Raw genomic sequence first — 23,010 nt, 5'->3', positions numbered from 1 at the left:
CAAAAAAATAGCCCGATACTTGCGGTTTTCAAGGTTGCATGGTGCGCAGCGGTTTTGCGGCTACTTACCTTCCAGTATTTTCATGATTATTTTTTCCTCTTTGGTCAGATCTGCCTTGTTGTCGTCTATTTCAATGGTATCCAGCTCATCCATATATTTTTGAATGCTTTTATTTTCATACAGGCTGATGATGAGCGGGTGTACATAATATTTTTTGCATACTGTACGTGTATTGCCCAAATGTTTGGCTACACAATCCAACGCTTCCACGATCTTCTTTTTTGTTTCAGTATCAGTTTCTGCCAGTCCTAATTCTTTAAATGCCAGGAAAGCATTTACCGTGCCTGCCCAGGTCCTGAAATCTTTCGCGGTAAAGTCGTCGCCACTGATCTCTTTAATGTAATTATTTACCATGCCGGAGTCTATGCATTGGCGGTTGTTGTTTTCATCGTAGTATTGAAAGAGCTCTTTACCCGGGATTTCCTTGCAGGCCTGTACGATCTTGGCCAGTTTCCTGTGTTTCAGCTCCACATCATGCATCACGCCCTTTTTACCTTTAAAGACAAACTTTACATGCGTGCCTGATACGTTTACATGCTTGTCTTTCAGTGTTGTGAGGCCAAACGAACCGTAGAGTTTTTCATAGATATTGTTGCCCACGCGAATGTTGGTACGTTCCATCAGGCTTACTACGGCAGCTAAAACTTTTCTTTGTTGCAGCCCCGGCAGCGAAAGGTCTTTTTCCAGTTGCAGGCGGATAGCGGGCAATGCCTGGCCGAACTGCAGCATCCTGTAAAATTTGGTATGGTTTCTCAATGCATTCCATACAGGATGGTAACGGTATTGCTTGCGGTTTTTAGCATCCAAGCCGGTAGCCTGCAGGTGGCCGTTTTCCAATGCGCATATCCATACGTTTTCCCAGGCAGGAGGTATCACCAGCTTTTTAATGCGGTCCACCTGTGCCTGGTCTTTTACTTCTTTTTCATTAAAATAATAGGCAAACTTTTTACCTTTCTTCCTGCGGTTAATTCCCGGCTGCTCTGAGTCATTTACGTAAACGAGATTTACTGCCTTTGCTGTCTGCCTGGGATCGCGTAGTATTTTTTCTATTTTCTTCGGCGTTATTTTTTCAATTATGCTTTCTACCTCTGTCATGGGTGAGTGTTGTAGAAGTAATAGCATTAAATTTCGTGCCGAAAAATGCTGTCTCCGTAGTTTGGTATTTCCTGCAACTGAGCCGTAAGCTATTGTCTATCCATTACAAATCAAGCCACTGAAAAGTAGCATTGATATAGCCATAGCGCGCTTATTTTTCTTAACTTCGCCGCATATAATTCGTAATTTATAACGCAAAGTTTACTATGACATCATCGGAGATACGTCAGCAATTCCTGGATTTTTTTAAATCAAAAGAACATCATATAGTACCTTCTGCACCCATTGTGGTTAAGAACGATCCTACATTGCTTTTTACCAATGCAGGTATGAACCAGTTCAAAGATTATTTTTTAGGCAACAGAAAGCCGGCGTACCCGCGCGTGGCAGATACCCAGAAATGTTTACGCGTTAGCGGCAAGCACAACGACCTGGAGGAAGTAGGCGTAGACACGTATCATCATACCATGTTTGAAATGCTGGGCAACTGGAGCTTTGGCGATCCGGGCAACCCGCAGGCTGGCTACTTCAAAAAGGAAGCCATAGCCTGGAGCTGGGAATTGCTTACAAAGGTGTTTAAAATTGATAAAGACCGCCTGTACGTTTCTGTTTTTGAAGGTGATGAAAAGGAAGGCCTGCCTTTTGATGAAGAGGCGTACAACGAATGGAAAAACTGGATTGCAGAAGACCGCATCATCCGTGGAAAGAAGAAAGATAATTTTTGGGAAATGGGCGATACCGGCCCATGCGGCCCCTGCTCTGAGATACACGTGGACTGCCGTACAGAGGAAGAGCGCAAAAGCATGGAAGGTAAAACACTGGTAAATGCCGATCATCCGCAAGTGATAGAGATCTGGAATAATGTATTCATGGAATTTAACCGTTTAAAAGACGGTACATTGCAGAAACTACCCGCACGGCATGTAGATACAGGAATGGGCTTTGAAAGGCTGGTGCGTGTGTTGCAAAGCAAAACATCCAACTACGATACAGATGTTTTCACCGGAACCATAAAAGCAATCGGAAAAATTGTTGACAAAGAATACGACAATGATGACTCAAAAACCTCTGTTGCTTTCCGTGTAATTTCAGATCACATACGTGCCATCTGTTTCACCATTGCCGATGGCCAGCTGCCCTCAAACACAGGTGCAGGCTATGTTGTACGCCGTATACTTCGCCGCGCTGTGAGGTATTACTATTCGTACCTGGATTATAAACAACCGCTGTTGTACCAGTTGGTTTTATTTATTGCCGGCCAGTTTCAGCATGTTTTCCCGGAATTAAAAAACCAGCAGGATTTTGTAGCAAAGGTTATCAAAGAAGAAGAAGAGGCTTTCCTGAGAACATTGGAAAAGGGTCTGAAGAGAATAGACGATATTATTTCAAAAGCAGGCAGCGCTGAAATTATCGGCGGTAAGGAAGCTTTTGAATTATACGATACATACGGCTTTCCCATTGACCTGACACGACTGATTGCAACAGAAAATAACCTGGCTGTAGACGAGACAGGCTTTGAAGCAGAGATGCAACAGCAAAAAAACCGTTCAAGGCAGGCAACAGCAATAGATGCGGGTGATTGGACTGTGGTGAATGAGGCAGAACGTTCTTCATTTGTAGGATATGACCGTCTATCTGTACAGACCAGGATCATTAAGTACAGGAAAGTAAAAGCGAAAAATAAAGAGCAATACCAGGTAGTGCTGGAAGCCACACCATTCTATGCAGAAAGCGGCGGGCAGGCAGGAGACAGGGGCGTATTGAAAGCTGGCGATGAAAGCATTTATGTGACCGATACCAAAAAAGAAAATGACCTGATCATTCATTTTACTGATAAATTGTTTACCGACATGTCTGCTGAGATCAGGGCAGAAGTAAGCGCAGATAAAAGATTACACACGGCTTACAACCACACAGCTACACACTTGTTGCATGCCGCGCTGAAGCAGGTACTGGGCAATCATGTAAATCAAAAAGGATCGCTGGTAAATGAAGAGGTATTGCGCTTTGATGTATCGCACTTTGCAAAAATCTCTGATCAAGAACTGGACGCCATCACGGATATAGTCAATAAAAAGATCAGGGAAAACCTCTCTGTGGTAATAGAAGAAAAGTCTAAAGAGTCCGCGCTGGAATCAGGAGCTATGGCGCTTTTCGGGGAAAAATACGGTGATATAGTTCGCGTGGTAACTATTGGCGGCATATTCTCAATAGAGCTTTGCGGCGGCACGCATGTACACCACACAGGCGAGATCGGCACATTTGTGATTACTTCCGAAACGGCTGTAGCTGCCGGTGTGCGCCGCATAGAAGCGCTGACAGGCGCAGCAGCGGTGCGTTTCTGTACACAAAAAATGCATGAAAGCAAAGCCATCACCGAGATTTTGAAAACCAAAGACCCGGTAAAGTCTGTAGAAAAGTTAATAGAGGATAAAGCAGCGCTGGAAAAGAAAATAGAAGCCTATGAAGCCAGGGAAATGGCGGCTGTTTCTAAAGAACTGGCATCGAAAGTTGAAATTGTTAATGGTGTAAACTTTGTTGGTCAGCAGATAGAAGCAAGTAGCGCCGAGGCCTTAAAGAAGATTTGTTTTGATATGAAGCCGTTGCTGAAGGAGAACTACCTGGTGGTGCTTACGGCAAATATTGCAGGCAAGGCAGCAGTAGCGGTTTTATTGGATGAAAAGCTTGCCGAAGAAAAATCACTGGATGCAGGAAAGATCATTAAACAACAAATCGCTCCGTTGATCAAAGGCGGTGGCGGTGGCCAGAAGGCGCTTGCTACCGCAGGCGGGCACGATGTTACAAATCTGGCAAAGGTTATTGAAACAGTCAAAGCATTATTATAAAAATAATTCCATGCAATACACGGCAGACAAATACAACCGGATGCAGTATCGCCGTTGTGGTAACAGCGGTTTGCTGTTGCCCGCACTATCACTGGGTTTATGGCACAACTTCGGTGATGTGGATGATAGTGAGGTATACAGGAAAACGCTGCATACCGCGTTTGATAACGGCATCACTCATTTTGACCTGGCCAATAATTACGGCCCGCCTCCGGGCAGTGCAGAAATTAATTTCGGTAAAATATTGCACGAAGACTTTTACACCCACCGCGATGAAATGATCATCTCTACCAAAGCCGGCTACCTGATGTGGGATGGGCCTTACGGCAACTGGGGCTCTAAAAAATATATAGTATCGAGCCTTGACCAGAGCCTGAAACGGATGCGCCTGGAATACGTGGATATTTTTTACCACCATCGCCCAGATCCGGATACGCCGCTGGAAGAAACCATGTCTGCGCTGGATTTGATCGTACGCCGCGGAAAGGCTTTGTACATAGGTATTTCAAACTATCGCCCTGAAGAAGCTAAAAAGGCTATTGATATTTTACGTTCGTTGGGCACACCGTGTATTATTCATCAACCCAAATATTCTATGTTTGAAAGATGGGTGGAAGAAGGTTTGCTTGATCTGCTGGAAGCAGAAGGTGTTGGCTGCATTCCTTTCTCCCCGCTGGCGCAGGGGTTGCTCACCAACAAATATTTACAAGGCATTCCATCAGATTCACGTGCCGGTAAAGTACACGGTTTTTTAAAGCGGGAAGCCATTACACAATCTGTATTATCGAAGATCACACGCCTGAATACGCTTGCGCTGCAACGCGGACAATCATTGGCACAAATGGCTTTGAGCTGGATACTGAAAGATAAGCGGGTGACCTCTGTACTTGTAGGCGCCAGCAGTTCCGCTCAGTTGCTTGATTCCCTGCAATGCCTCAACAACGTTGATTTTGATAGTGAAGAATTAAATACAATAGAAAATATTTTAAAAGACTAAAGCAATTTTGCACTCTGCAATTTGAAATCTGTAATTAAATAAAAATAATGAAACAACTACAATTACTTATCTTTTTTCTCTCTGTGTCCTTAGCCTCATTGGCTCAGCAGTCCGGCGGTATGTGGATCCCCAACGAGCTCAATGAAAAAGAAATGAAACAGATGGGCATGAAAATATCTGCCAAAGATATTTTTAGCGCCACCGTTCCCAGTATCAAGGATGCAGTGGTACATTTCGGCGGAGGCTGCACCGGTGAGATCATTTCCGGTAAGGGACTGTTGCTAACCAATCACCATTGCGGTTACGGAAGCATCCAGCGCCATTCGTCAATAGAAAATGATCTGCTGAAAAATGGTTTCTGGGCAAAAAATATGAAGGAAGAACTTCCAAATCCGGGTCTTACGGCAACATTTATCGTAGATGTAAAAGATGTAACTTCAGCAGTTGTAGCAGGCGCCCAGGCGTTGAGCGGCGAAGCGCGCAGGAACATGATCAAAAAAAATGTGGATACCTATCTTGCTAATTATAAACCGGATACTTATCAGACTGCTTTTATCAGGCCCTTTTACAAAGGCAACAAATACTACCTGATTGTACAGGAAACCTTCAAAGATGTGCGCCTGGTAGGCACACCTCCGGAAGCCATTGGTAAGTTTGGTGCAGATACTGATAATTGGGTGTGGCCGCGACATACAGGCGATTTTGCCCTGTTCCGCGTTTATGCGGATAAGAATAATAAACCTGCCGAATATGCAGAAAGCAATGTGCCTTACAAGCCCAAATATTTCCTGCCTGTTTCTTCCAAAGGCATTAAAGAAAATGACTTTGTGTTTGTCTACGGCTTCCCTGGATCTACAGATGAATACCTGCCTGCAATTGCATTGGAAAAATTGCAAAAAGAAACAAACCCGGCACGTATAGAAGTGCGTGACGCTGCCTTGAAAATCATGGGAGAAAAGATGCGTACCGATGAGGCTACCCGCATTAAGTATGCCTCTAAATTTGCTTCCATTGCCAACTACTGGAAAAAATGGATAGGAGAGAACCAGGGATTGCGGAAAAGTAATGCAGTTGAAAAAAGAAAAACATACGAGCAGGCGCTGTCTGCCAAGAATCCAAGGATCGCTGCAGTATTAAGTTCTTTTATAAACCTGTACAATCAGCAGGCTCCCTATGGATTAACCAAAGCCTATTACGATGAGCTGATCAGGAATGCCGAAGGCTTAAAGCTTGCCATGCATTACAACAATTTCATGGATCTGTATGCAACAGGAAGATGGAAGCCGGAAACAAAAAGCCGCTACCTCTCTACCTTACAGGGCATTTATGTAGATTTCGATCCTATGCTTGATGCGCAGATCACTTCGGAGCTGCTGGCTTTAACAGCCGCTAAAATTCCGCAGCAGTTTTTACCCGCTAAAGCAAATGGTTTCAAAGACGCAGCTCAAAACCTGCCGGTGATTACAGAGATGTATAAAACCTCTCTGGTATCGGGCCTTGCCAGGTTCAACGGCGAAACCGTGAACAGCAATCTGGAGAAAGTATTCGCAGATGAAGAACAATTGATAGCTACTTTAAAAAAAGATAGACTTATAATGCTGGCGCGCCAACTGCGCGATCATTTCAATGATCGTGTAGCAGGTAAATACAACGATATCCAGGATGAGATAGACGATCTTCAAAAAGAATACATGGCGCTGCAAATGCAGACAGATAAAAATAAGGTTTTCTTTCCTGATGCCAACTCCACATTGCGTGTTACCTATGGAAAAGTAAAAGGTTCCAGGCCGCGTGATGCAGTTGAATATTTACCCCAAACCTACCTGAAAGGCGTAATGGAAAAATACGTAGCAGGTGACTATGAGTTTGATGTGCCGGCAAAGCTGATAACATTGTACAATAAAAAAGATTTTGGAAAATATAAAGACCGCACAGGCGATGTGCCGCTGGCATTTACTTCCACGAGCCATACTACGGGCGGTAATTCGGGAAGCCCGGCAATAGATGCCAACGGCAACCTGGTAGGCCTGAACTTCGACAGGCAGTGGGAAGGTACTATGTCTGATCTTAATTACGACCCGGAAATATGCAGGAACATTATGGTTGACGTGCGTTACATCCTATTCATCGTTGATAAGTTCGCCGATGCTAAATGGTTGCTGAAAGAAATGAAAATCGTAGACAGGTAAAGTATAATTTTTAAACAAACACTATGCAGATAGGCGTTATGGGCAGTGGTAGCTGGGCTACAGCTATTGCTAAAATTCTTACGGACAATGGTAATAAAATTTACTGGTGGTTTCGCAATGCAGATAACATTAAGGAAATCCGCAGCAAAGGTATAAATCCCAATTATTTGTCTAAGACGGTTTTTAATACAGCTCAGCTTGAGCTGAAAGAAAATATAGAAGATGTGGTAAATGCCTGCACTGTGTTAATTGTAGTAGTTCCGTCTGCTTACGTGGAAAAAGCTTTTGATTGCCTGCCTGCGGATGCACTGAAAAATAAAAAGGTTGTTTCTGCAGTGAAAGGTATTTTGCCCGGGGCCGATGAACTGCTGTTAGATTATCTCATCAGGAAATTTGATGTGGATATAGCAGACTATTTTACGCTGCTCGGGCCTTGCCATGCAGAAGAGGTAGCCTCTGAAAAGCTCTCGTATCTTACGTTTTCGGGTGTTGATGAAGAATTTACTGCTAAAATTGCAGCCACTTTTCAGAATGATTATATCAATGCCCGTACCAATAAAGATTTATACGGAGTTCAATACGCAGCCGTCTTGAAAAATATCTATGCACTTGGTGCAGGAATTGCAACCGGCCTGGAATATGGCGATAACTTTCTGAGCGTTTTTATTGCTAATTGCGCCAATGAAATGGAGCGCTTCCTTAATAAAGTATCGCCCAATAAAGATGAAGTGAAATATGCAGTATCCGTATACTTGGGAGACCTGCTGGTTACCTGTTATTCTCTGTACAGCCGCAACAGGATGTTTGGTACCATGATCGGCAAAGGCTATTCTGTAAAAGCAACCAGGCTTGAGCTGAATATGGAAGCAGAAGGCTACAATGCCAGCAAGTGCATCCACAATATCAATAAAAGTTTTGGTTGCGATATACCAATTGCGAAAGCCGTTTATGACGTGTTGTGGACTAATGCGCCTGCCAGGGAAGTATTCAGGAAGCTGGAACAAAACCTGGTGTAATCAGAAAAAGAGATCGGCTGCAATGCCGTCTGCCATTAGCTTTCCGGCATCCGTTAAAATAAAATGTGCTTCCCGCTGCACAAGCCATTGCTGTTTCATCCACCTCTGAGCGCTTGCCTTTATGGTTTGTGCTTTTTGCTCGCCAAAACGCCTGGAGAAGTAGTTAAGATCAAACCCTTCCGAGGTACGCAGGCTAGTCATGATGTACTCATTCATCTTGTTTTCTTCGGAAAGTATTTCAACCTCAAACGGCACAATATTTTTTTCCAGCGATTGTATATACAGTGCATTGTTGGCAATATTCCATCTTCTTTCACTACCATTGAATGAATGTGCAGAGGGGCCAATGCCCAGGTATTCTTTGCCTGACCAGTAGTTGCTGTTATGCCTGCTTCTGAAACCGGGTTTGGCAAAATTTGATATTTCGTAATGCTCGTATCCTGCTGTACGGGCGGCTTTCATCAATAGTTCAAATTGCCTTGCCTGCTGCTCCGCACTGATGTTGTTAATTTTTCCTTTTTCTATAAATTTATGAAGTGCGGTTTTATGTTCAACCGTTAGTGCATAGCAGGATAAATGAGGAATGTGCAGCGAAATGGCTGTGGTTAAATTTTGTATCCATTTATGATCCGGCAGGGTGGGTGTACCATAGATCAGGTCAATGGTGATATTGCAGAAGCCGGCATCCTGGGCAAGTTTTATGGCATTGACAGCCTGAGATGCATTGTGTGCCCTGTTCATCCATTGCAGATCATCATTGAAAAAAGATTGTATGCCCATGCTCAAACGGTTGATGCCATTCAGCTTCCATGCTTTTAGGTTTTCAACAGTGATATCGTCAGGATTTGTTTCTATAGTTATTTCCGGATCAGCAGCAACAGAAAAGTTTTGATGTATGGCTGTAAAGATCTTATCAATATCATCCGTATCCAGTATGGATGGAGTTCCGCCGCCGAAATAAATGGTTTCCAAAGGTTGCGCAACATAATTTCTTTGCAGCTTTATTTCATTACAAACCGCATCAATCATAGCTTTAAGCTGATGTCTGGTTGTAGAAAAATGAAAATTGCAATAATGGCACGCCTTTCTGCAATAAGGTATATGAATGTATATTGACAATTAAATTCTGTTTTAAAACAATGTGCAGTTACTACCTCGGCATAATTGCCTGAATATTGCCCGAGATACTGCTGAGTACAAAACTACTGATAACATGAGATATGATGTCTATTTTAGAAATTTTCTTCAGCACAAAATCATTGTATTCAGTCATATCTTTAAGATAAAGCTTCATCAAAGCATCGTATTCACCGGAGACCATCACTACCTCTACCACTTCTTCAAATTGCATGATATGCTCTGCAAATTGCTTGAACAATTCTTCCTGGTGCCTGATGAGTTTTATCTGCATGTAAACAACCAGCTCAAAGCCTAATTTTTCCGGGTCAATGATTGCTGCGTATTTTTCTATAATACCTTCATTCTCCAGTTTTTTTATCCTGTCATACACAGGTGTAGGAGAGAGGTTTACTTTAGCTGAAATCTCTTTCATGCTTTGTTTGCCATTTTTTACAAGTTCTTTTAAGATCAGCTTGTCTGTAGCATCAATATGTATCATAAACAATATTTGAAATTTTCCTGAACAATTTTATGCTGTAAAGCATATGCTGGTTGCAGCTTTGGAGAATAATATTCTCTAAAGGTAAACCATATGGCAAATATTATCTTATTATTTCCTTATTACCAAAATAATTACATTTTGCTGTTAATTTCGTAGGAAATTTATAACCATGAACAACGACTGGAAATTAGACGTATTTCAAAGGATAAAACAGGCATCCAATGCTTTCTTAGGCTACCCGTTGGCAAAAGATTTCTCCTATGAAGATTTTGCGCCGTTTTTAAATTATGTCATCAACAATGTCGGAGACCCGGAGTCGCCCTCTACACTGGCAATTGATACAAAAGATATCGAGATCAAGTGCGTGCAATTCTTTACCAGAATACTAAAAGGCGACCCAAAAAAAGTCTGGGGATATGTAACCAATGGCGGTACGGAAGGTAACCTCTATGGGTTGTATGTAGCCAGGGAAGCTTTTCCGCACGCGATAGTTTATTATTCGGAAAGTACGCACTACAGCGTAAAGAAAAACCTGCATCTTTTACAGATTCCCAACATCGTGATCCGGGCCCGCGAAAACGGCGAGATGGATTATGATGATCTTGACAGCACCATCGCGCTAAAGAGAGATCATCCTGCTATATTTTTCCTGAACATCGGCACTACTATGACCGAAGCTGTAGATAAGCTGGATGAAATAAAAAAGATCATTAAAAAATATGCGATCAAAGATTTTTATATTCATTGCGATGCAGCATTTTTAGGAGCGCTGGCGCCGTTTATTGAGGGCGGGCCAAAATTTGATTTTTCTGAAGGTGTAGACAGCATTTCAATTTCAGGGCACAAATTTCTCGGGAGCCCCATTCCATGCGGGCTTGTGCTGGTGAAAAGAAATCACAGGGACCGGGTGGCGCATTCCATATCGTATGTAGATACGCTGGATACAACCATTACCGGTTCAAGAAATGGTATGACACCGCTTTTTATCTGGGATTTTATTCAAAAGCAGGGTGTGGAAGGGCTGATCAAAAGAACCAAAGAATCTCAGGCGCTGGCAAAATATACGGAAGATGAAATGAATAAAATCGGCATTAAAGCCTGGCGCAATAATGATGGCCTTACCGTAGTTTTCCCAAAGCCTTCCTTAAAGATCAGGAACAGGTTCCAGTTGGCATCTGATGAAAATATCAGCCATGTGATCTGTGTACCCGGCATTAAAAAAGAACAAATAGACCAGTTGATTGAAGCGCTGAAAAATGATCACGAAGAGGTTGAGCATCACACAGAAGAAAACGCATCACCCAATTTATACATCACAACAGCATCTTAATATTGCTTGTACGTTTGTATGAGAGGCTGTCTCAAAAGGTTTTTGAAGGCTCTGAGAATTGCGTATTTGATTTCATTCTCCATCACCTACCCGAATAAAAAGAGACTGTCTCGGACTTTTGAGGCAGCCTCTTTTTTTGTAAATAATTATTTTTAGCGATCGCCTGTAATCCGCTTGGATTAAGAGCCTCACCATTTTTGCAATAAAAAACACCCCACAAAAAATGTGAGGTGTTTATAGTTTCAAAGAAGATTATTTATTCTCGTTGTTCTTTTCTTCTTCTTTCAGTTTGGCTTTAATGTCTGCTAATGCGCCAAGATCGCCAAGTGTAGATTTCTCTACTTTGCTCTGGATGTTCTTAACAGTTTTTCTTGCAGTTTCAGCTTCAGCTCTCGCTTCTTTCTTCACAGCTTCTTTTGCGTCTGCCTGCTCTTGTTCCCAAATGCGTGCGTGGCTGAGAACGATGCGTTTTTCGTTCCTATCGAACTCTATCACTACGAATTTGTTTGTTTCATCCATTTCTATAGACTTGCCGTCTTCTTTACCTAAATGACGGTTTGGAACAAAGCCTTCCAGGCCATATGGCAATTGTACCAGAGCGCCCTTGTCGTCCCTGCGGGTAACGGTTGCTTCATGTACAGTGCCTACTGCGAATGTGTCTTCAAGCGCATTCCATGGATCTTCTTCCAGTTGCTTGTGTCCTAATTGCAGTTTGCGGTTGTCCTTATCTATAGAAAGAATAATGGTATCTATTTCCTCGCCAACTTTCACATATTCGGAAGGGTGGTTGAAACGCTTCAACCAGCTAAGGTCGCTGATATGGATCATACCGCCGATACCGGGTTCTAATTCTACGAATACGCCGTAAGGAGTAATGTTTTTTACAGAACCTTTGTGCTTGCTGTCTTCAGGGAATTTATTTTCAATTGTGTTCCACGGATCGTCTGTGAGTTGTTTGATGGAAAGGCTCATCTTGCGAGTATCCTTATCCAGCGTTACCACTTTTGCTTCGTACTCTTCGCCCATGGTGAAGAATTCTTTTGCATTGATCGGTGTATTAGCCCATGTGATCTCACTTACGTGAACAAGGCCTTCAACACCAGGCTGAATTTCAAGGAATGCACCGTAATCTTCAATGTTTACAACTTTGCCTTTTACAACAGAACCCTCCTGCAATCCTTCAGGAAGAATATCCCAAGGGTGCGGAGTCAGTTGTTTCAGGCCAAGGCTGATACGTCTCTTATCATCATCGAAATCCAATACAACTACCTGTAATTTCTGGTCTAATTGCAACACTTCCTGCGGATGATTGATACGTCCCCATGAAATGTCAGTGATGTACAACAAGCCGTCTAATCCGCCAAGATCCATAAATGCTCCGAAGTCTGTAATATTTTTTACAGTTCCTTCCAGCACCTGGCCTTTTTCAAGCTGGCTGATGATTTGAGCACGTTGTGCTTCAATATCACTTTCAATAAGCGCTTTGTGAGAAACTACGGCATTCTTGATGGTTTCGTTTACTTTCACCACTTTGAATTCCATTGTTTTGCCTACAAACTGATCGTAATCCGTTACAGGTTTTACATCAATTTGAGAGCCGGGCAGGAATGTTTCCATTCCGAAAATGTCTACAATCAGGCCACCTTTTGTTTTGCTGGTAACAAGACCGGTAACAATTTCGCCTGTTTTGTGAACTTCCACGATTTTCTCCCATGCACGTGTGGTGCGGGCAGATTTACGGCTAAGGTTCAGGTGACCCTGCCTGTCTTCTTTTTCCACAACCATTACTTCCACAACATCGCCGATTTTTAAACCCGGCATATCGCGGAATTCGTTGAGGGAAACAAGGCCGTCGCTTTTAAATCCAATGTTTAAAACTGCGTCGGTTTTAGTGAGGCCAACAATAGTGGCATCTACTACGGTGCCATCATCAACCTGTACAAAAGTGCTTTCGTAAACCTGGTCGTATTTCTGCTGATCTTCTTTAGAATAGCTTGATACGTTGCGTTTGTCCACAGACCAGTCGAAATCATCGTGTGCAGATTCCTGTTGAACTTCTTCTTTCGGAGCTTCTTCCTGAGGAATATCCTGTTGCGGAGCTTCCTGTTGTGCAGCTTCTTCAGTTGGTTGTTCAGCAGCGGTTGCCTCTGGTGTTTGCTCAGGTGCATTTGTTGTCGCTGTAGTTGCTTCGGTTTGTTCTACCGGTGCATTCTCCTGTGCTTCAGCGTTTGGGTTAACAATATTGTTATCACTCATAATAAAAATCCCGATGGTTTTAATTCGGGAGTGCAAAGTTAAGATATTATGATTAAAATATTGAATATTGGCCCTAAAATTAGCTAGGTGCCTGTAGGTTTTACCGGAAATTTATAAATTTCACAATAAGGGTAAGATTTATTCTAGCCTTTCTAAGTCTTGTACACCTGTTGGTTTTAATATAATATCAGGATCAGTAGGAGTCCAAATTCTTTAAACATACATTTTCTTAAATTATACGTCCGGCTCGCATAATCTCAATTATGGTTTTCTTGTCAATGTTTGATGAGTTGTAATATTCATCCTACCGCACAAACAGCCGCTTGTCAAAACTAAATCGCTCCGTTTTCTTCACCTTTACTCTGGCAAAAGCATCATGCAGAGGGTTTACAAGATAGTTGTAATCACCCGGGACTACAACAGAGGGCACTTTCATCACTGCATATTTCCCTTCTTTTAGAAATTTATCACCGATCAATTGGGTGCTGACAGCGTGCGGCACTGATGCCCAGTCTTCAGGCAATTGAGCAGCCGTAAGATCTTTTATATCTATACTATCTGGAATTTCTATGGATATCAGGCAATAATCTTTAGGCAAGATCCCCAACGGGCTATGTACTGCAATCTCGGCTGTACACAAGGCACGTGATTCACTGGTATATAGCATGGCATGACCGGCGCTGTTCCACCTGCCGCCGGCAATTTCAGCGCCTTTGCCGGAAAGGTCATGTTTATATTTTTCTTTCGCCAGCCTGTAGACTATCATAAAAAAATTAAGCGAGCACTCCGTGCTCTATGCGGGTGAGTTCGTCTTTTACAAGACGTATTCCAAATGTACTGTCCAGGAGTTCTTTAGGCGTACGCTTGCCTAACGCTATATTTTCTGTTTGCAGCCAGTGGTCAAAGTTCTTTTTATCGCCAAACACCTCCTTGCCATAATTGTAGAGCATAGTGATCTCTATGATCTTTTCAGAATAAATAGGATCGAAAGATTTTTTTTCTTTCTGGTAGCGTTGCATGGTGCGCTCTGAAAGATGCAGAAAGTCTGACCATTCAGCAAAAGAAAACGGGCTTTTGTCTGCAATTGATTTAAACATGGTAAAGCGAATGCCGCTTCTGATAAGATTGATAAGCGAAAAAGCATTGCGGTTTTCGATGGCATTGTAAACCATAGCCTCTTCATTTACTTCCTGGTTATGGCTGGTGTTGTATTTCATGCGCTCCTTATATTTTTGTCTCTACAAAGTTATGTCATTTGTCCTGAAAATTTCGTCATTTGTCATAAATTTATTTTAAATTTTATTTTCTAATTCAAATTATTTAAAAATGCAGTAGCTTTGTTTTTTAATGAAACTATCTACCAGGCATCTTTTAGGTATTAAAGATCTTACGCGGGAAGACATTGAATTAATTCTTTCTACAGCTCAGCAATTTAAAGAAGTTTTACAGCGGCCGGTTAAAAAAGTTCCTTCGTTAAGGGACGTGACCGTGGTGAATTTGTTTTTTGAAAATTCTACCAGGACCCGCATGTCTTTTGAGTTAGCCGAAAAAAGGCTTTCTGCCGATACTCTCAACTTCTCAGCCAGCGCATCCTCGGTAAAGAAAGGAGAAACACTGCTGGATACGGTTAACAACATCCTCAGCATGAAGGTTGATATGGTAGTAATGCGGCACAGCGCCAGCGGTGCACCTCACTTTCTCGCACGGCACATAAATGCAGCAGTGATCAATGCTGGAGACGGCATTAATGAGCATCCTACACAAGCGTTGCTGGATGCTTATTCCATGATGGAAAAATTTGGTTCCTTGCAAGGGCTTAAGGTGGCGATTTTAGGTGATATTATGCATAGCAGGGTAGCGCTAAGCAACATTTACCTGCTTACAAAAATGGGTGCGGAAGTAACCATAGCCGGTCCTCCCACACTGATACCGAAATATATTGAAGAAGCGCTGAATGTGCGTGTGGAATACCATATTAAGAAAGCCTTACAGTGGTGCGATGTGGCCAACGTGCTGCGCATACAGCTCGAAAGGCAGAACCAGCCCTTATTCTCATCTTTGAGAGAATACAATCTTGTATACGGCATCAGCAGGAGTGTACTTGACAGCCTGGGCAAAGAGATCGTGATCATGCACCCGGGGCCGATAAACCGTGGCGTAGAGCTGGATAGTGATGTTGCTGACGGGCCGTACTCCATTATTTTAAACCAGGTAGAAAACGGCGTGGCCGTGAGAATGGCTTGTCTATATTTGCTTTCCGGCAAGAATGACTGATAATATTGAACTCAAAAAACTTTACCCTACATGCGCATAGCTTTATTCCCGGGAACCTTTGATCCCATTACTTTAGGACACGTGGATATCATCAACCGTTCACTGGATTTGTTTGATAAAATTGTAATAGGTATTGGTACCAATGTGAATAAAACACCTATGTTTTCTGCGGAAAGACGTGTTGAGTGGATCGAAGAAATTTATAAAGACGAACCCAGGGTATCAGCTGCCATCTACGAAGGCCTTACTGTAAGCTTCTGCCAGCAAGTTAATGCCAAATACATAGTTCGCGGTATTCGCTTTGTAAGTGATTTTGAATATGAGAAAACAATCGCCGACATGAACCGAAGCCTGGATCATTCCATTGAAACCATCTTTCTTACCTGCCTTCCGGAATATTCTTCCGTGGCTTCTACGCTCGTGCGCGACGTAATCCGCAATAATGGCGATGCCAGTGCATTCCTCCCCGATGTGGTGCAAAGAGATCTGAAGAAGTAAATTTCTTTAGCTAACATCAGTACATTATATTATATTTGCCGCCGGAAAAAGGTTCCTGTGTACCAGGATTAATAGGGAAGAAGGTGCAAATCCTTCGCTATCCCCGTAGCCGTATGTGTTTAAGGGCATATATGCCCACTTTCAGCAAATAGCCACTGTCTTTACCGGATGGGAAGGCGCTTGAAAGTCGCAAAGCCGGAAGACCTGCCTTTATTCATCATAAACAAAAAACTTTCGGTGCGAAAAGTTGATGTACAGTAGTCCTTCGGAGAGCTTCTCCGTCATGCACTGTATGTTTTTGTGCCGTGTATGAAAAAGGAAATGCGTATTTTACTTCTTACTGTGTTCATGTGTATCGCCTGCGCGGCTTCTTCGCAGCAGGATACTTTATCAGATCTGGAGACGCTGCATTTCTATACACGCAACAGCAGGGCAGATTCATCTTCGCTAACTCCAACGCAGATTTTATCCCGCAACCGTTTAAACAATCTCAACGCAGCTTCCGTAGCCGAGGCCGCCAGGTATTTTGCAGGCGTACAACTAAAGGATTATGGAGGCATAGGAGGTTTGAAAACTATATCAGTCCGCAGCCTGGGCGCAAACCACACAGGTATAACCTATGACGGTATTGTTTTAAATGATGCACAAAACGCACAGGTTGACCTTGGAAAATTTACGCTTGAAAATATAGATGCTGTCAGCTTATACAATGGCTATGCCGGTGATCTGTTGCAACCGGCCCGCATTTATTCCTATGCATCATTGATCCGGCTGCAAACATTAAGTACAGTAATTCCCGGGGAGAGGCACTGGCAATACGCTGCTTCATTCAAAACCGGTTCTTTTGGCTTGCTGCACCCGTCGTTAACTATTAAAAATAAATCCGGAAGATTCAGTTCATCGTTCCATACTGATTATTTAAAGGCAACCGGTAATTATAATTTTTCATACAAGAACGGAGATAAAACCGTACACGACAGAAGGGTCAACAGTGATGTGGCAGCGCTAAACATGGCATACACTGCGCATTTCAAGCTGAACGACAGCAATGCTATACAAGCAAACCTTTATTACTACGATGGACAACGCGGGTTGCCGGGTTCTATCATTCTCTACACCCAACAAGGGTCTCAGCGTTTGTGGGACAAACAATTTTTCGCCCAGGCTACCTGGAATAAATCCATACATAGAAACCTGCAGTTTTTGATAGGCGCTAAATACAATACCAGCTATTACAGGTATATAGATACCGCATTTTTTTATGATGAGAGGATCCTGGAAAATATATTTTACCAGGATGAACTGTACACTACTGCAGTTCTTGTGTACAAGCCTTTTGATTTTTTAAAGATCAGCTATGCATCAGATTATTTTATAAACAATTTGCGAAGCAATGATACTGCATTGGGCGGGCCCATGCGCCATACCTGGCTTAATAATATAAGTGTACATTTCTCGAAACAGCGCTGGAGTTTTGCCGGTAATATTTTAAGCACAACTGTCAAGGATAAACGCTTAGAATTCACAGGCCATACCCAGGAGCTTACACCTACAGTCGCGGTGAATTATACTGTTTCGCAAAGAAATCCTTTGATTGTGCGTGCTTTTTATAAGAACATATTCCGCATGCCTACTTTCAATGACTTGTATTATACACACATTGGCAATACAAGGCTGGGACCCGAATATACGCATCAGTACAACGCAGGACTGTTGTGGAATAAGCATTTGCACAAAGCATTCGTCAATAATATTTCTGTTACTGCTGATGTATATTACAACCACATACGCGATAAGATCATAGCCATTCCATCAGCTAATATTGCCCAGTGGAGCATGCAGAATATAGGGCAAGTATCAGTTAAAGGAGCAGATATTCAGGCATATATGCACCTTAAACCAATAGGAGACTGGCTCCTTTCTTTGATGGGAAGTTATACCTGGCAACAGTCGCTTGACATAACGGACGCCACTTCTGCATTATACAAAAACCAGATAGCCTATACGCCATTGCATAGCGGCTCCTGCAATTTTTCTGCGGTGTACGGCAAGCTGAGTATGGCATACAATGCCTTGTTTTCCGGCTACCGCTATACAGCGGGAATGAACAGCGCATTTACTTACCTGCCCGCCTGGAATACGCATGACATCAGTGTTTCAAGGAAGTGGAGTTTAAAAAGCGCAGGCACGTACAAGCTGGTATTTGAGCTTAACAATATCTGGGATCATCAATACGCCATCGTAAACTATTATCCCATGCCCGGGAGGCATTTCAGACTGGCAATTCACTGGTCAAAATAATTTTCATTCAATTAAAACAAAACATATGATACACAAAAACAAACTAAGTATGCTTATCGCGTCGGCACTACTGCTGGCAGTTTCCTGTAACAAGAATGATTTTCCGCCAACGCCCGACCCTGTAAAACCTGCACAAGGATTGTATGTATTAAATGAGGGTGCGTATTTTGGCAACAATGCCAGTTTATCTTACTACGACTTTTCATCTGCGAAAGTAACTAATGAGTTTTACAAGATGGCAAACGGTGAAAAGCTCGGGGATACCGGCAACGATGCAATTATTTATGGCAGTAAAATGTACATTGTAGTTAACAACTCTAACCTGGTTGCAGTGGTAGATAAACAAACAGTGAAGCTGATAACTAAAATCACATCAGGTAATAATTGGCAACCAAGGCATATTGTGCCTTATCAGGGCAAAGTGTTGGTTACAGGATATAATGGAAAACTTTCCGTAATTGATACGGCCACATGGAAGGTAGAAAAGACAATCAGCGTGGGCCCGTATCCTGAAGGTGTGGCTACAGTTGGCCATATGGCTTACGTGGTAAACTCGGGCGGACGTAATCCTGTACCTGACTCTACGGTATCTGTAGTTGACTTAAACAAAGGCGAAGAAATTAAAAAGATTGTTGTGGGCATTAATCCTTACATGATCGCTGAAGACAATGGTAAGCTGTATGTAACCGCAAGAGAAGCTGGTTGGGTAATTAAAGACTATGTTCCTAAAATTACGGTAATTGATAGCAAAAACAACAGCGTGGCAAAAACAATAGACCGCATAGGTTCTAAAATGGCAATCTATAAAAATAATTTGTATTCTTACAATTATAGCTATACAACCCAGAAGAATGAAATTTATGTTATAGATACAAAAGTCGACAAACTGCTGAAAGATAATTTCATCACTGACGGTACAGAAATAAAAATTCCTTATGGCATAGATATAGACGAAAGTAATGGCAACGTGTATATTTGCGACCTTGTAGCGTCTGGCCAGCCTGGTGTGGTGTATTGTTTTGACCAGTCAGGTAAAAAGAAATTTTCTATATCACTGGCGCCACAGGGTTATCTGCCGAACAAAGTTTTATTTGTAAGATAATAAAGCGACAACAATTTTTATAACCAATCTTTACAGCACAATTTACAATGCTGTATCTATGCAAAGAAAGGGCTGCAACTTATAGAAGTTTGCAGCCTTATTTTTTGATGCAGTATCTTTGTATCATTCACTGATGTTCAAAAATTATGATTGCGAAAAAAAATATCTTTACAGGAGTTATTTGCGCTTTGTTATTAAGTAGCACTGCCTGCAGCAAAATTGATGTGGCGGAAGAAACCAAGCCTGAACCACCCAAACCTTTTGTTGATAAATACGAAAATGGTTTTTTTCTCATAAATGCAGGGTCTTCTGAAACGCGCTCCACTGTTCACTTTGTGCGCTACAATACTGATTCTTTATTTGAGAATATATATTTTAAAGAAAGCGGAAAAGATATTGATACGCTTGGTTCAGTATTGGCAAATGGCGCTATGCATAAAGATAAATTTTACCTGCTTACACAAGGTAATGGAAGAGTAGTAAAATTGAACAACAAAAAATTCAACCAGGAGCAGTCTTCACAATTCTATACCGCTCAGCAATGGCATTCGCTGGCTTTTATCACAGATGATTTTGGACTGGCAAGCAGCAATCACGGCTTATACCAGTTTGGTTTTGCGGACGTGGCTGCTACCAACAGGCTTGATAGTTTTGCCAATAAACCCGTACGCGACATCTGCAAAGTTGACAATCAAATTTTCGTACTTATGGATAGTTGTGCGAAACTGTTGCGCGCAAGCGATTTCGCAGTAATTAAAACTATTGACAGTATTGCCACAGGATTTGCCAGAACGCCTGATAACAAAGTATGGTGCGGTTTTGGGAAAACACTGGTAGCTGTTGACGGTAAAACTTTAGGTGTAACAACAACGCAAATAAAAGATTCTATAGCCGTGCAGGCAAAATATCCTGCTATGTTATCAGCATCTTCAAAAGGCAATTATGTGTTCTTCACAACGCAAAGTGCATCACAAGATGGTCATACAGCGGTTTACAGGTTTAAGGCAGATTCATCTGCTTCAATTAATCAGCCGTTTGTAACACTGCCTGCAGGCCAGAGATTAAGCGGTGCAGGCTTTAGGTATGATAAAAATATAGATGCTGTAATTGTGGTTGCCCGTGATATATCCGGCAATAATAACTATGTGTACCTCTACGATGCAGCCTCTGCTGTGCTGAAGAAGACGTTTACCTATACCGGGAAGTACGATGGAATTACGCCGGTGATCCGGTAAAACGAGACGGCGGAAAGAATTCCGCCGTCTCTGTGTTTGCTTCTGTTTGGTTCTATAGAACAATCAAATTTAGGCCGACTTTATCTAAGAAAATCAATGTTGTATAACTTTTCATAACTAATGATAATTATCCACAAATTAGGAACGCGCCAGCGGCGCGTTCCTAATTTTATTTCTGTGCTTTTTTCTTCATTTCCTCCATTTTCCTTTGCTGAGCCTGCATGGCTTCCATCTGTTCCTGCCACCTGCTTTTCTTCTTTGGCTGCTTGCGCTTCTCATTTATTTTAGCCAGTATTTTATCATGATCAATAATAAATGTCAGAATCACAAATTGTATCAGGAAGGTGATTACGTTGCTCACAGTATAATACCACGAAAGCGCCGCCGGCTGGTTGTTGAAGATAAACAACATCATTACAGGCATGATGTATGGCATGTACTTCATCATTTTCATTTGAGGGTTGTCTTCCATACCAGTGGTAGGCGTAAGGCTCATGCTGTAAATGGAGCTCACCATCATGGTGGCACAAGCCAGCAAAGTAAACAGGCTCAGGTGATCACCCAATAAAGGCACATGAAACGGAAAGCGGAATAATACATCGTAAGTTGACAAGTCTTTTGCCCAAAGGAAAGGTTCGCCGCGCAACTGTATAGCGGAGTTAAAGAAACTATACAGGGCTACGAATATCGGTAACTGTATCAAAGCCGGCAGGCATCCGCCCATAGGGTTTACACCTGCCTGGCGAAACAGGTTCATCTGCTCCATGGCAAATTTCTGCTGCTCAGGATATTTCTTTTTAAGTTCATCCAGTTCGGGGCGAAGTACGCGCATTTTAGCGCTGCTGAGATAGCTCTTAAACATGAAAGGCGAAGTGATCAGGCGGATCACAATAGTCAGCAGCATAATTACCCAACCATAATTGGCAATAAATTTTGCAAAGAAATCAAATACAGGAATGATGATGTACCTGTTGATAGGCCTTACAAATGAGTAAATGCCAGAGCCAAGATCTACTGTTTCGAACATACCGTTATCGTATTGTTTCAAAACTTTGTAATCATTCGGGCCATAGTAAAGTTGCAGCGGTATGGTAGCAATGCTTGCTGCCGGAATTTTCAACGAAAGGTTAGCTTTCGACTCAAACAACTGGCGGGTAGTAGTGTCCTGTATACGTTTCATTTCCAATGTGCTGCCGGTTGCAAAATTTGCAGATTTAGAGAGCAGGTGCTGGCTGAAGAATTGTTGTTTAAAGCCTACCCATTCCATGGGATCCTTCAGCGTTACACTGCCGCTGTTGCCGGTCCGCTTAAAGTCATAGCCCTCTTCAGCGCTGTAGTAATTGATGCGTGACTGGTCGCCTTCATATTTGCTGTTTAGTTCCTGTTGGTGAAGTTCAGTGGTCCAGTTAAGGTTGATGGTGTTTTGAGTTAATAACTTGTCTGCTCCGTTCATGGAAATATTCCAGTCAACCATATAATCATCCGGGCGCAACACAAACTGGTGCAACACTTTTGTACCGTTTGGCGAATTCAATGTATAAGTCACCAGCTGGCTTCCGTCTGCTTTTTTTTCTACGGGTGAGGCAGTAAAGTAGAGGTTGCCGGTTTGTGCAGCCTGGTTTGGCGCCGTATTAATGGCATATTCTATAGAATTTTTTTCGCCGCCAAGGACTACCGGTTTATTAAACAGGCTGTTATTGTATTTCTTTAAAGTAACACTTTTTACCTGGCCGCCTTTATTGCTCAGGTCTACTTTTATTACTTCATTTTCTATGGAGGTAATGGTTTCTGTTCCAAGGGCATTATTCACAAAATCACCGGCTGTAGCGGATCTTGCGACTGAATCGGCTGTGAGCGAATCCGAAACTAAAGTTGCAGAATCAATCACCGGCTTATTAGCCAGTTCCACTTTGGCTATTGAGTCTTTGATATGTTGTTGCTGCTGTAAATATTCGCTTTGTTGTTTATTGTTGTAATAAAAAAATCCTATAAACAAAATTCCCATTAACACAAAACCAATGATGGTATTTTTATCTCCTTTCATCTGTGTATGTAGCTTTTTCTTTTCTGTGAAATGGAATAACCCCGGCAGCAAATGCAGCAGTGTTATTACATTTAATTTTAATTATAAAAAAATGATTGGCAAAGGTAAATATTAATTGCGAATAATAGATTTTAATAAACCGGTAA

At 42.2% G+C, this 23,010-nt stretch carries 17 protein-coding genes and 1 riboswitch; of the genes, 10 read left to right on the top strand and 7 right to left on the bottom strand.

Going from position 1 to position 23,010, the window contains the following annotated elements:
* Nucleotides 1–60: 60 nt before the first annotated feature.
* Complete coding sequence (locus tag OD355_RS06365; protein ID WP_263037624.1) at nucleotides 61–1,155, bottom strand: DNA topoisomerase IB; 1,095 nt, start codon at nucleotides 1,153–1,155, stop codon at nucleotides 61–63.
* A gap of 206 nt (nucleotides 1,156–1,361) precedes the next feature.
* Here OD355_RS06365 and alaS point away from each other — a divergent pair, with 206 nt between their 5' ends.
* From alaS to OD355_RS06345, 4 genes are read left to right on the top strand one after another with little or no spacing between them, the layout of a single operon-like run.
* The gene (alaS, locus tag OD355_RS06360) at nucleotides 1,362–4,001 is read left to right on the top strand and encodes an alanine--tRNA ligase (RefSeq protein ID WP_263037623.1); all 2,640 of its coding nucleotides are present in this window, start codon (nucleotides 1,362–1,364) and stop codon (nucleotides 3,999–4,001) included.
* Nucleotides 4,002–4,011: 10 nt separating this feature from the next.
* The gene (gene mgrA, locus OD355_RS06355) at nucleotides 4,012–4,998 is read left to right on the top strand and encodes an L-glyceraldehyde 3-phosphate reductase (protein ID WP_263037622.1); all 987 of its coding nucleotides are present in this window, start codon (nucleotides 4,012–4,014) and stop codon (nucleotides 4,996–4,998) included.
* A gap of 47 nt (nucleotides 4,999–5,045) precedes the next feature.
* On the top strand, nucleotides 5,046–7,187 hold the full coding sequence (locus OD355_RS06350; RefSeq protein ID WP_263037621.1) for a S46 family peptidase: 2,142 nt from the start codon (nucleotides 5,046–5,048) through the stop codon (nucleotides 7,185–7,187).
* A gap of 23 nt (nucleotides 7,188–7,210) precedes the next feature.
* The gene (locus OD355_RS06345; RefSeq protein ID WP_263037620.1) at nucleotides 7,211–8,203 is read left to right on the top strand and encodes an NAD(P)H-dependent glycerol-3-phosphate dehydrogenase; all 993 of its coding nucleotides are present in this window, start codon (nucleotides 7,211–7,213) and stop codon (nucleotides 8,201–8,203) included.
* On the opposite strand, the gene hemW is transcribed toward OD355_RS06345, so the two are convergent.
* Together hemW and OD355_RS06335 are read right to left on the bottom strand one after the other, a co-directional pair.
* A complete protein-coding gene (gene hemW / locus OD355_RS06340) occupies nucleotides 8,204–9,322 on the bottom strand; it encodes a radical SAM family heme chaperone HemW (RefSeq protein WP_263037619.1) in 1,119 nt (372 codons plus the stop codon). It abuts the gene before it with no gap.
* A gap of 31 nt (nucleotides 9,323–9,353) precedes the next feature.
* Entirely contained in the window at nucleotides 9,354–9,821 is a 468-nt protein-coding gene (locus OD355_RS06335; protein ID WP_263037618.1) for an Lrp/AsnC family transcriptional regulator, read from the bottom strand.
* Nucleotides 9,822–9,993: 172 nt separating this feature from the next.
* On the opposite strand from OD355_RS06335, the gene OD355_RS06330 reads away from it, so the two are divergent.
* Nucleotides 9,994–11,154, top strand: coding sequence for a histidine decarboxylase (locus OD355_RS06330; RefSeq protein ID WP_263037617.1), 1,161 nt, complete (start codon nucleotides 9,994–9,996; stop codon nucleotides 11,152–11,154).
* Nucleotides 11,155–11,406: 252 nt separating this feature from the next.
* Here OD355_RS06330 and rpsA read toward each other — a convergent pair whose 3' ends face one another.
* The 3 genes from rpsA to parS all read right to left on the bottom strand — a co-directional run bounded on the left by rpsA (nucleotide 11,407) and on the right by parS (nucleotide 14,627).
* Nucleotides 11,407–13,410, bottom strand: coding sequence for a 30S ribosomal protein S1 (rpsA, locus tag OD355_RS06325; RefSeq protein ID WP_263037616.1), 2,004 nt, complete (start codon nucleotides 13,408–13,410; stop codon nucleotides 11,407–11,409).
* Nucleotides 13,411–13,714: 304 nt separating this feature from the next.
* Nucleotides 13,715–14,176 carry an RES family NAD+ phosphorylase gene (locus OD355_RS06320; RefSeq protein WP_263037615.1) on the bottom strand — a complete coding sequence of 154 codons (462 nt, stop codon included), beginning with the start codon at nucleotides 14,174–14,176 and terminating at the stop codon, nucleotides 13,715–13,717.
* A gap of 7 nt (nucleotides 14,177–14,183) precedes the next feature.
* The gene (gene parS, locus OD355_RS06315; RefSeq protein WP_263037614.1) at nucleotides 14,184–14,627 is read right to left on the bottom strand and encodes a type II RES/Xre toxin-antitoxin system antitoxin; all 444 of its coding nucleotides are present in this window, start codon (nucleotides 14,625–14,627) and stop codon (nucleotides 14,184–14,186) included.
* A gap of 130 nt (nucleotides 14,628–14,757) precedes the next feature.
* On the opposite strand from parS, the gene OD355_RS06310 reads away from it, so the two are divergent.
* The 5 genes from OD355_RS06310 (at nucleotide 14,758) to OD355_RS06290 (ending at nucleotide 20,820) form a co-directional block, all read left to right on the top strand.
* Nucleotides 14,758–15,684, top strand: a complete 927-nt coding sequence (locus OD355_RS06310) for an aspartate carbamoyltransferase catalytic subunit (protein WP_263037613.1) — start codon at nucleotides 14,758–14,760, stop codon at nucleotides 15,682–15,684.
* 30 nt (nucleotides 15,685–15,714) lie between these two features.
* Nucleotides 15,715–16,182 carry a pantetheine-phosphate adenylyltransferase gene (coaD, locus tag OD355_RS06305; protein ID WP_263037612.1) on the top strand — a complete coding sequence of 156 codons (468 nt, stop codon included), beginning with the start codon at nucleotides 15,715–15,717 and terminating at the stop codon, nucleotides 16,180–16,182.
* Nucleotides 16,183–16,214: 32 nt separating this feature from the next.
* Nucleotides 16,215–16,408, top strand: a riboswitch (cobalamin riboswitch).
* A gap of 95 nt (nucleotides 16,409–16,503) precedes the next feature.
* Entirely contained in the window at nucleotides 16,504–18,483 is a 1,980-nt protein-coding gene (locus OD355_RS06300; RefSeq protein ID WP_263037611.1) for a TonB-dependent receptor plug domain-containing protein, read from the top strand.
* 25 nt (nucleotides 18,484–18,508) lie between these two features.
* On the top strand, nucleotides 18,509–19,585 hold the full coding sequence (locus tag OD355_RS06295; protein ID WP_263037610.1) for a YncE family protein: 1,077 nt from the start codon (nucleotides 18,509–18,511) through the stop codon (nucleotides 19,583–19,585).
* 146 nt (nucleotides 19,586–19,731) lie between these two features.
* A complete protein-coding gene (locus OD355_RS06290) occupies nucleotides 19,732–20,820 on the top strand; it encodes a DUF5074 domain-containing protein (RefSeq protein ID WP_263037609.1) in 1,089 nt (362 codons plus the stop codon).
* 169 nt (nucleotides 20,821–20,989) lie between these two features.
* On the opposite strand, the gene yidC is transcribed toward OD355_RS06290, so the two are convergent.
* Complete coding sequence (gene yidC, locus OD355_RS06285) at nucleotides 20,990–22,864, bottom strand: membrane protein insertase YidC (protein ID WP_263037608.1); 1,875 nt, start codon at nucleotides 22,862–22,864, stop codon at nucleotides 20,990–20,992.
* Nucleotides 22,865–23,010 lie beyond the last annotated feature (146 nt).

Origin of the sequence: Haoranjiania flava, assembly GCF_025631005.1 — a bacterium.
GTDB classification, from domain to species: Bacteria; Bacteroidota; Bacteroidia; order Chitinophagales; family Chitinophagaceae; genus Haoranjiania; species Haoranjiania flava.
Note: the sequence above shows the minus strand (reverse complement) of the source record. Positions and strands in the feature narration are given on the sequence as shown.

Excerpts from the sequence above, each read along its gene's own strand:
- OD355_RS06290 (WP_263037609.1), top strand. The coding sequence starts at position 19,732 with ATGATTGCGAAAAAAAATATCTTTACAGGAGTTATTTGCGCTTTGTTA.
- parS (WP_263037614.1), bottom strand. The coding sequence starts at position 14,627 with ATGAAATACAACACCAGCCATAACCAGGAAGTAAATGAAGAGGCTATG.
- yidC (WP_263037608.1), bottom strand. The coding sequence starts at position 22,864 with ATGAAAGGAGATAAAAATACCATCATTGGTTTTGTGTTAATGGGAATT.
- OD355_RS06300 (WP_263037611.1), top strand. The coding sequence starts at position 16,504 with ATGCGTATTTTACTTCTTACTGTGTTCATGTGTATCGCCTGCGCGGCT.
- mgrA (WP_263037622.1), top strand. The coding sequence starts at position 4,012 with ATGCAATACACGGCAGACAAATACAACCGGATGCAGTATCGCCGTTGT.
- rpsA (WP_263037616.1), bottom strand. The coding sequence starts at position 13,410 with ATGAGTGATAACAATATTGTTAACCCAAACGCTGAAGCACAGGAGAAT.
- OD355_RS06330 (WP_263037617.1), top strand. The coding sequence starts at position 9,994 with ATGAACAACGACTGGAAATTAGACGTATTTCAAAGGATAAAACAGGCA.
- OD355_RS06335 (WP_263037618.1), bottom strand. The coding sequence starts at position 9,821 with ATGATACATATTGATGCTACAGACAAGCTGATCTTAAAAGAACTTGTA.
- OD355_RS06365 (WP_263037624.1), bottom strand. The coding sequence starts at position 1,155 with ATGACAGAGGTAGAAAGCATAATTGAAAAAATAACGCCGAAGAAAATA.
- coaD (WP_263037612.1), top strand. The coding sequence starts at position 15,715 with ATGCGCATAGCTTTATTCCCGGGAACCTTTGATCCCATTACTTTAGGA.
- OD355_RS06320 (WP_263037615.1), bottom strand. The coding sequence starts at position 14,176 with ATGATAGTCTACAGGCTGGCGAAAGAAAAATATAAACATGACCTTTCC.
- alaS (WP_263037623.1), top strand. The coding sequence starts at position 1,362 with ATGACATCATCGGAGATACGTCAGCAATTCCTGGATTTTTTTAAATCA.
- OD355_RS06350 (WP_263037621.1), top strand. The coding sequence starts at position 5,046 with ATGAAACAACTACAATTACTTATCTTTTTTCTCTCTGTGTCCTTAGCC.
- OD355_RS06345 (WP_263037620.1), top strand. The coding sequence starts at position 7,211 with ATGCAGATAGGCGTTATGGGCAGTGGTAGCTGGGCTACAGCTATTGCT.
- OD355_RS06310 (WP_263037613.1), top strand. The coding sequence starts at position 14,758 with ATGAAACTATCTACCAGGCATCTTTTAGGTATTAAAGATCTTACGCGG.
- OD355_RS06295 (WP_263037610.1), top strand. The coding sequence starts at position 18,509 with ATGATACACAAAAACAAACTAAGTATGCTTATCGCGTCGGCACTACTG.